This window comes from Streptomyces sp. NPDC002690, assembly GCF_053592415.1.
In genome coordinates, this window is the sequence record NZ_JBSFVR010000329.1 from 1 (window position 1) to 8226 (window position 8226).

The 8226-nt window shown below is 68.6% G+C and carries 6 protein-coding genes and 3 pseudogenes; 2 read left to right on the forward strand and 7 right to left on the reverse strand.

All coding sequences use genetic code 11. The features are described from left to right. Together ACWD3D_RS29240 and ACWD3D_RS29245 are read right to left on the reverse strand one after the other, a co-directional pair. A pseudogene (locus ACWD3D_RS29240) lies at nt 1–771 on the reverse strand (helicase associated domain-containing protein); the annotation flags it as partial. A gap of 277 nt (nt 772–1048) precedes the next feature. Further along, nucleotides 1049–2218 carry a hypothetical protein gene (locus ACWD3D_RS29245; protein WP_451463777.1) on the reverse strand — a complete coding sequence of 390 codons (1170 nt, stop codon included), beginning with the start codon at nt 2216–2218 and terminating at the stop codon, nt 1049–1051. 133 nt (nt 2219–2351) lie between these two features. Here ACWD3D_RS29245 and ACWD3D_RS29250 point away from each other — a divergent pair, with 133 nt between their 5' ends. After that, a complete protein-coding gene (locus ACWD3D_RS29250; RefSeq protein ID WP_451463778.1) occupies nt 2352–2555 on the forward strand; it encodes a hypothetical protein in 204 nt (67 codons plus the stop codon). A gap of 366 nt (nt 2556–2921) precedes the next feature. Here ACWD3D_RS29250 and ACWD3D_RS29255 read toward each other — a convergent pair whose 3' ends face one another. The 4 genes and pseudogenes from ACWD3D_RS29255 to ACWD3D_RS29270 all read right to left on the reverse strand — a co-directional run bounded on the left by ACWD3D_RS29255 (nt 2922) and on the right by ACWD3D_RS29270 (nt 5849). Beyond that, entirely contained in the window at nt 2922–3386 is a 465-nt protein-coding gene (locus ACWD3D_RS29255) for a hypothetical protein (RefSeq protein ID WP_451463779.1), read from the reverse strand. 295 nt (nt 3387–3681) lie between these two features. Then, a pseudogene (locus ACWD3D_RS29260) lies at nt 3682–4891 on the reverse strand (IS256 family transposase); the annotation flags it as partial. Then, nucleotides 4846–4974 (reverse strand): hypothetical protein, encoded by a 129-nt coding sequence (locus tag ACWD3D_RS29265; RefSeq protein WP_451463780.1) that lies wholly within the window; start codon nt 4972–4974, stop codon nt 4846–4848. The pseudogene ACWD3D_RS29260 and the gene ACWD3D_RS29265, both read right to left, overlap by 46 nt. Before the next feature lie 125 nt (nt 4975–5099). Further along, nucleotides 5100–5849 (reverse strand): DUF1963 domain-containing protein, encoded by a 750-nt coding sequence (locus tag ACWD3D_RS29270; RefSeq protein ID WP_451463781.1) that lies wholly within the window; start codon nt 5847–5849, stop codon nt 5100–5102. Nucleotides 5850–6621: 772 nt separating this feature from the next. On the opposite strand from ACWD3D_RS29270, the pseudogene ACWD3D_RS29275 reads away from it, so the two are divergent. Then, nucleotides 6622–7403: pseudogene (locus ACWD3D_RS29275) on the forward strand (transposase). A gap of 14 nt (nt 7404–7417) precedes the next feature. On the opposite strand, the gene ACWD3D_RS29280 reads toward ACWD3D_RS29275, so the two are convergent. Beyond that, nucleotides 7418–8077, reverse strand: a complete 660-nt coding sequence (locus ACWD3D_RS29280) for a hypothetical protein (protein ID WP_451463782.1) — start codon at nt 8075–8077, stop codon at nt 7418–7420. Between the last annotated feature and the right edge of the window lie 149 nt (nt 8078–8226).

The window sequence follows — 8226 nt, forward strand, 5'->3', positions numbered from 1 at the left end:
CAGGTGCCCGGTTCCTGCTGCCGCCACCGCCACGTCCCGATGTCGTCACCCTCGAACGTGACGCCGGGCGCGATGTAGGGCAGGACACCGTCGGCCTCGACCAGGTCGGCGAGCACCCGGAAGTGACGCTGCCAACTCAGCGGCCACGGGCGGTTCCAGTCCGAGTCGACCGCTGCCAGCTGCTCCGCGCGCTTCGCTGCCCGCTGCGGGTCCTTCCCCAAGCCGCCCTTCCGCCGGAGGTTGGCCATGTGCTGTCCGATGGGCACCATCGCCTCGCCCTCGCCCCACACGGCGTCTTGACGGGGTGCGAGGTGCCCGGTGGCCCGCCGGAAGGAGCGGAGCGCGGCGAGTTTGGCCTCCCAGGCCTCTTCGCCCGACTCCCAGAGCATCCCGGCCTCCGGGCCGTCCAGGAGGACCTTGCGCCGGTCCTCCAGCTCCCCGGCCCGCAGGGCCTTGCGCTGCTGGTGCGCCCACCGCCCGAGCGGGAAGTCCTTCGTGACGCCGACCTCGACCTCGGTGTCGCACGGGACGGCGTGGACGCCGGTGATCTCGTTCTGGGCCCGCCACCGGATGAAGGCCTGGTAGCCCTCCAGCCAGGGACTCCGGCCGGTAGACCCGCGTACGGAGGAAGGCGGCGATGGTCGCCGCGTCGCGCGGGCTGGAGAAGTGGAGCAGAGCCGTTTCGGCGGCGGCCTGCGTGTCGTCGTCCTCCTGGCCCTCGCCGTCACCCGCGCCGCCGGTCCCCACGATCCGCCCGTCCTCGTCACGCCGGACGTCGAGGCTCTGGTGGGCGCCCTTCACCAGGCCACGGCAGAGAACAGTCACCTACGTCGGCAGCTCGTCGACCGCCATGCGGTCGTGCGTGTGCTGCCTGCGCAAACGCCCCCCGACAGGTAGCCGGTCAGCTGCCGCAGGTACACCCATCGGCCGCCAGCCAGGACAGCCCATGAACCCGGTCAGCCTCCAAGTGCACCTGCGTGAGATCGATGTCCCTCCGCAGCGCGGCAGGACCTCGGCGGTCCGGAAGGCGGCGCACGGCGGGGCTGCCCTACTCGGTCGGCAGACGGAGCATCGGTTCGAAGGCCGTGTCCTCCTCGCCCTGGACCGAAGGGAGGAAACCGTCCGGGACGGTGCGGGCGGCCGTGGTGAGGAGGCGGGCCAGGACCTCGGGTTCGGTGGCCGGGGGAAGGCGGAGGGCGGCGAGGAGGCGGTCGCGGACCCCGGGGTGGTCCGGGTTGTCCTCAAGGTAGTCGGCGTTGAGCGCGGGGGGACGGAAGCCGGCCAGGGCGTCGTGCCAGGAGGGGAGGACGATGGCCAGGGTCAGGGCCTCGGCGAGGGACTCCGCGATGAGGGAGGCCTGGCCCTCGGAGTCGGTGTAGAGGACGGGGCGGACGCGGTCGGAGCCGGCCGGGCCGCAGAGGTAGTGGGTGCCTCCCGCGTTGCAGCCGGCCACGGGCTCCACCGGGAGACCGGCCGGCAGTGCGATCGACTCGATGGGGTCGGTCCGCGTGAGATCGAACTCGCCGTCGCAGGCGAGATACGCCTCGACCTCGGGGTCGGCGGCGATCCGGCGGAGCATGGCCTCGTCGGAGAGCGCGGCCGGATTGAGGCCGCGGGCGGCCTCGAGGGACAGGGGGTGACCCGCGAGGATGTGGCGGACGGTGTCGACGGGGACGGGCCGCCCGTAGTCCTCCTCGAAGTGCGCCTGGACGGCCTCGGGGGAGCGATCGGTGAGGAGGCGGAAGAGGTGCCCGGAGCCGTCCGGGTCCGGGCTGCCCGAGGGGAACTCGATGCCCGAGCCGGTGCGCCAGGCGCTGCCGCCGGCCTCCCACCACAGGCAGGCGGTGACCCGCAGGGCGCCGAGGCCCTCGTCGACAAAGGCCGGGTCGTCCAGGAGCGGGCGCAGCGCGGCGGGCACCTCGTCGATGACACCGGGCCAGACCTGTTCGTCGTCCGTGCCGTACGGGCTCATCTCCGACTCGTGGTCGAAGCCGCGGACGAGCACACCGGCCGGGGTGAAGAGGACGGAGAAGTCGTCACCCGAGCCGTTGTCCATCAGGGCCGCCTCCGTCCCCGGCCCCCAGGTGGTGGAGAAGGAGTAGCACGAAAACCGCGGGTCGCGGCAGATCGCCTGGTCCAGCACGGCCAGCGCGCGCAGGTGCGCGCGGAGCTCGGCGGGGTCCGGGAGGAGAGCGGCGGTCGTGTGCACGGTGTCCATGGGCTCATGTAAGCAGCCGCCTCTGACATCCAGGGCGGCGGTTCGGTCACACCCGCTCTCTCACTCAGGGAACGAAAAGGTTGCCAGGCGGTATTGATCGGTGCGGTCGAACGCCCGTCGATACGGTCAGCCCATGGAAAACCTGCCCGAGAACGTGGACCGCCACATCCTGGACCACCGGATCATCCTTGCGCTCACGGCGATCAAGGACGCGTCCGGCTGCTCGCTCCATGAGGCGATCGACATCTTCGAGGTGCGGTACGAAGAGCTCCGCCTCAACCGGCCGGATGACTTCCGTGTGAGCCGCGAGGAGTACGGGCGCCACGTGTGCACCTGACCTGGCGGCCCACCAGGCCGGTCAATCTCACCTGGCAATCAGTCAAGATCACCTGTCAGAGGTCAGTCGGGACCGGCCGTCGGTCCGGAGGCCATCCCTCCTCGGCCCGCCGCGTCTGTTTGTTCGGGCCCGCGGCTGCGCGCGGTTGGCCGCGCGGACGGCTGTGTGGCCGACCGGGCGCCTGCCCGGGGGCGAGTACGAGTGCGTCCCGTACGAGGGGCCGGGCGGCCCGGGCAGCCCGGATGTCCGGCGGTGTCTGCGACGGCCTCCAGTGGCCCCACCCCTCGATCGGGTCACGGCTCGCGGGCGTCCTGGGAAGGAGGAACGACGCCCAGACGCATCGACGGCGCCCTTGGGGAGCGTGTTTCAGCGGTTGCGCGTGAAGGTGTCGAGTTCACAGCTGTCGGGGTCGCCCACGTACTCGTAGAGGTGTGGATTCTCGCGACTGCCGCTGACGTGAAGACCGTCTCCGTAGTACCCACCGCTGACAGCACTGTCCCAGTAGCCGCTGATCTTGTGGAAGGTGAAGTCGACAGGCCAATCGAGGCCGTCGCCGGGAGTCAGCTCCCAAGTTCCGCTTCCGGTTCTGCTCTGCGGTTCACCAGTGGCGTCTTCAAGACTTGTGGGCCACCCGAGTGTGGTGAACGTCCCGTCGCTGCTGAGAGTCAGGCGTCCGACAGCGCTTTGATAGGTGCCGACCAGGTCCTTCGTGCTGAGTCCCTCCGGCCGCTGGCCCGCCCCTGGGCATGGGGAGTAGCGGCCGCAGCCAGTCGCACCCGCCGATGCCGCCAGGATCAGCGTGCATGCCAGACCGAACAGTCTTCGGTTCATATCCCGCCCCCACCCAAGAGACCTAACTCGTTGCAGTCTCCCAGTGAGCCTCTCGGGCCTTGCACGGGGTCTCGCCTGTCGAGAGCCGTTTCGGAAAGCAGCGCCGTGAGCCCGATCGGGACAGCGAGCCACCGCCACGCACCGTGGAAGGAGACGGGCACCCAGCTCACCCAGGCGACCTGCATCGCACCGAGCACCAGATTGCCTGGTCTTTTCGTGTTTCCACCTGATGTTCTGTGGGGTTGTGTCAGGGGCGGGCCTGTCAAACGAGCAGTGTATCTGGGGTTGTTGAGGGCTACTGACGTGCTGCGGAGAGCCGGCCGTCGAAGGTGATGTCGAAGGCGTTCAAGGCTGTCTTCCAGCGCATGGTCCAGCGGGCCTGGCCCTTGCCGGTCGGGTCGAGCGACATGATCGCCATGTAGACGCACTTCAAGGCGGCTTGCTCGTTCGGGAAGCGGCCGCGGGCCTTGACCGCCCGTCGGATTCGCGCGTTGACGGACTCGATGGCGTTCGTGGTGCAGACGATGCGGCGGATCTCGGTGTCGAGGCGGAGGAGCGGGGTGAACTCCTCCCACGCGTTTTCCCAGAGCCGGACGATTGCCGGATACTTCTTGCCCCACGTGTCGGCGAACTCGGCGAACCGCTCAAGGGCCGCGTCCTCGGTCGCCGCGGTGTAGACGGGCTTGAGGAGCTTGGCGATCTTGTCCCAGTCCTGGCGGGCGGCATAGCGGAAGGAGTTCCGCAGCAGGGGGACCACGCAGGTCTGCACGATCGTCTTCGCCCAGACGGTCTCGACCGCGTCGGGCAGCCCCTTCAGCCCGTCGCAGACCAGCATGAGGACGTCGTTCACGCCGCGGTTCTTGATCTCGGTGAGGATGTGCATCCAGTGCGGCACCCTCGCCGCCGTCGCCGGCCCACAGCCCGAGGATGTCCTGTCGGCCCTCGGTCGTGACGGCCAGGCCAACGTAGATGGGCCGGTTCGCCACGGCGCCGTCGCGGATCTTCACGTGGATGGCGTCGATGAAGACCACCGGGTAGACCGCGTCCAGGGGCCGGTTCTGCCACTCGGCCATGCCGTCGAGGATCTTGTCCGTGATCGTGGAGATTGTCTGGCGCGACACCTCGGCGCCATAGACCTCGGACAGGTGGGCCTGGACCTCACCGGTCGTCAGGCCCTTCGCGGCGAGCGAGATGACCATCTCGTCGACGCCGGAAAGGCGTTTCTGCCGCTTCTTGACGATCTTCGGCTCGAAGGAGCCCTCGCGGTCGCGGGGCACGGATATTTCCACCGGGCCGACATCGGTCAGCACGGTCTTGGCCCGGGTGCCGTTGCGCGAGTTGTCGCCGTTCTTCCCGGCGGGATCGTGCTTGTCATAGCCGAGGTGGTCGGTGATCTCGCCCTCGAGAGCGGACTCCAGGAGCCGCTTGGTCAGCTGCTGGAGCAGCCCGCCCTCGCCGGTCAGCTTGCAGGCCCTCGGGCCTGGGCCCGACTCACGAGCTCGTCGATCAGCAGGTCGTCCATGGACGTCGGCACCACGGCCTCAGACGGCTCGACGGTCTCGGCCTCGGTCACGTTGTTGCTGGTCATCGATGCATCTTCCATGATCGGGAGTTACACCGAACGTTTTACAGTCCCTTCCAAGCACTGCCACCCGTAGCCCGCGGAACGTGAGCGGGCGGCGAGACGGTGGTCGTGAAGGAGGCTGAGGGCGGTCAGTCCGAGTCGTACCAGTGAGCGACGGGGCGCTCCGGGCAGGCACGACACTCGAAGATGTACACCGAGCCCACACTGCCCACGTCAAGCCCGGTGGGGTCCACCGGGACTGCCCGACCGTCGTCCTCGTCTCGGTCCTCCAGTGGCAGCCAGATGCGCCACGAGGCTCCGTCGCATTCCCAGCTCGACACGGTGAGCAGGTGGTCCATGCGGCGGCCGCACCCCTCGCAGTCCACCCATCCCTGACCTGTGAACCAGGACGGATACCCGCCGATTTTGATGCCCGGCGCCTCGGCGAAGCCGGAGAAGGACTGCAGCGGAATCGCCTCCTGCAGTCGGCGGAAGTCGTCCTGCCATTCGTCGGCCAGGTCTTCCGGCAGATCCCAGCTCGGGTATTCCGTCACCCGCTCCGGGTGGACCACGCACGGCGCCGGAACATGCCGACGGGCCGCTGCCGGATCCGTTGGCGGTGCCGGGAGCACGGCCCGTGCGGCGGCGGAGTCGTGCCAGAACACCACCGGCCACGGTGACGCGGGAAACTCGTGGTTGAACGGGCACCAGAGCACCTGCAAGACATCCGTGCCCTCGGGGAAAGACACCACGCCGGACGGCAGGTCCGCGCGGAAGGCCTGCACGACCGGCACCAGCGGCACCCTGGAGCTGCCCGGCAGGCCGCTGCCCAAGTCTTGGTGCATTTGAGTACAGACCGGCCAGGCCTCGTCTACCAGCCACAGCAACGGCCCGCCCACGGAGCTCTCAGTGCTCGACGGCACCCCCGCCTCGGGTGCAGACGCACTGTGTCCCGCGCCCACGCGGCGAGCCCTGGAACGAACCTCACCACGTCCACGGGACGTGGCGGCGTCCGCCGTCTCGCCACGCCTATCCCGAGGTCCGAGCCCATCAGATGATCATTCATGGAGGAACTCTGCCAGACGGTGCCTGAGCGTTGTACTTGGCCGGACGGGCCTACTGCAACGGCACAGCTGAACGGCATCTGAGCGATCGTTGCTCGCCCCGGGCCTCCCCTGGGTCCGGGGCGTGGCCGTTGGGTCCGGAGATCGGCGTACAGCGCTTATGGGGCGTTCGGTCCGCCGGGGCGGGGCGTCCGGCGCCCCTCCGAGGTCCCCTCCGAATCGAAGGGACCGGCGGTCTACCTCGGGCCGGCTCCGTCCCGGAACTCTTCTCTTCCCGAGAGCCCAGGGGGTCTCTCAGGGAAGTAGTCGGCGGCCCGTGGCCCCCTTGTCCGGGGCGTTGAGCTGGGGTTTCCGCGTGGCGCCTCCGACGTGCTGCGAGACTTGGAACGGGACTGCGCGGGACGGCCGGCTGTGAGGCGGGACCCGTGTTCTGCCTGGTGGACGGGTGCGGCTGTGAGGTGTGAGGCAAGGCTGTGAGGTTCGCGGAGCCGTTCGTGCGTGTCCTCTGACAGGAGATCTTGACCGATTGACATGTGACTTTGACCGGCTCCGGTTTCAGGCTAAGGGCTGTCCCGCAACTGCTGGTCACAGGTGAGATGATCTTGGTGTGGCTGGTGTGATCACGGCACCAGAGCCGTCTTGGATACGTCCGTTCAGTGGACTGAGCCCGCGCTGCTTCGGCAAGTTGGTGACCGCGGTGAAGCGCGAGAGTGCAGCCGAACCACGGACGGGGCGTCCGTGGGGCCTGTCACTTGAGGACCGTATTCTGTTGGTCGCGGCCTACTGGCGCACCAACTTGACCGTGTGCCAACTGGCCCCGTTGTTCGGGATTTCGAAGTCGGCTGCTGACCGGATCATCGACCGCATCGGCCCTCTGCTGGCCTTGCCGCACGACGCCGGTTCGCGAGGGCACTGTGCTGATCGTGGACGGGACGCTGGTGCCCACCCGCGATCACGCGGTGGCCGAGCAGTCGAAGAACTATCGGTACTCCACCAATCACCGGGTCGTCATCGATGCCGACACTCGCCTGGTCGTTGTGGTCGGACGACCGCTGCCAGGCAACCGGAACGACTGCAAGGCGTGGGAGGAATTGGGGGCAAAGACAGCGGTCGGCCGGACGACCTTGATAGCTGATGGCGGCTGTCCAGGAACCGGATTGATCATGCCGCACCGCCGCACCGCCGCACCGCCGCACGCAGGGCGAGGAACTACCCGCCTGGAAGCGGGAGCACAACCGCTCACACAAGCAGGTCCGTGCACGAGTGGAGCACGTCTTTGCCCGGATGAAGACCTGGAAGATTCTCCGCGACTGCCGACTCAAGGGCGACGGTGTCCACCACGCCATGCGCCGCGTCGCCCACCTGCACAATCTCAACCTTGCTGGATAGGACCGTGGCCGTACTCAGGCAGGTCGCTCACCAGCGTCCGCCAGCGGAAGGCGCGCCATGTGCCGCGGCCACTGCGCGCCCACCTGTTCCACCACAGCGGCCCGGAACGCTTCCAGAAGGACGCATCCGGGATACGTCCCAAACGCTCCATACTTCCAGCGGTAGTAGCACGACCAGTAGCTCACCACGCGCCGCTCCGTGCGCGCGAAGAAGGCCGGATTCCGAGCGATGAACTCCCCATAGAGGCGGCGCTGTGCCGAGCCCGGGACCGTGAGCCCGGGAAGCCCCCGGCCGATCGCCTCAAGGATCTCCAGCACGTATTCGCCGGCCAACTGCACCACGAACGGGACCACCCACGGCTCGCCCGACGCCACCATCTGCTCGAGGTGCCGCTGGCGGACCCAGCCATCGTGGTGTCGGGAGTACAGGCAGTGCAAAATCACCTGCTGGGTTCCGGCCAGGGGACGCCCCAAGTCGGCGCCGGGCTCCTCGTTGTAGATGCGCGACGGGATGGCGACGGTCTCGCCCTGCACCTCGACCTCGAAGGGCGTCATAGGCGCGAGCCTGGCCTCCGGCATGACCGCTAGGACACTCTGCACGTCACCGACAAGACGCGTCGGAAACGCGGCCACCAGGGCATGGGCGACGTTCGAAGGATCCCGAGGCAGCTGCACAACAGGAGGATAGGCGGCGAACCTCTCGGTCTCTCAACCGCTCGCCTCAACGTTGCGGGGCAGCCCTTAGGCGGCCTGATGCGCTGCCGGGTCATACGCCAGGGCCCCGGCCGAACTCCCCCGCGGCTTTTAGGACACGGGGGGGGACG

Excerpts from the sequence above, each read along its gene's own strand:
- ACWD3D_RS29245 (WP_451463777.1), bottom strand. The coding sequence starts at position 2,218 with ATGGACACCGTGCACACGACCGCCGCTCTCCTCCCGGACCCCGCCGAG.
- ACWD3D_RS29255 (WP_451463779.1), bottom strand. The coding sequence starts at position 3,386 with ATGAACCGAAGACTGTTCGGTCTGGCATGCACGCTGATCCTGGCGGCA.
- ACWD3D_RS29265 (WP_451463780.1), bottom strand. The coding sequence starts at position 4,974 with ATGACCAGCAACAACGTGACCGAGGCCGAGACCGTCGAGCCGTCTGAG.
- ACWD3D_RS29250 (WP_451463778.1), top strand. The coding sequence starts at position 2,352 with ATGGAAAACCTGCCCGAGAACGTGGACCGCCACATCCTGGACCACCGG.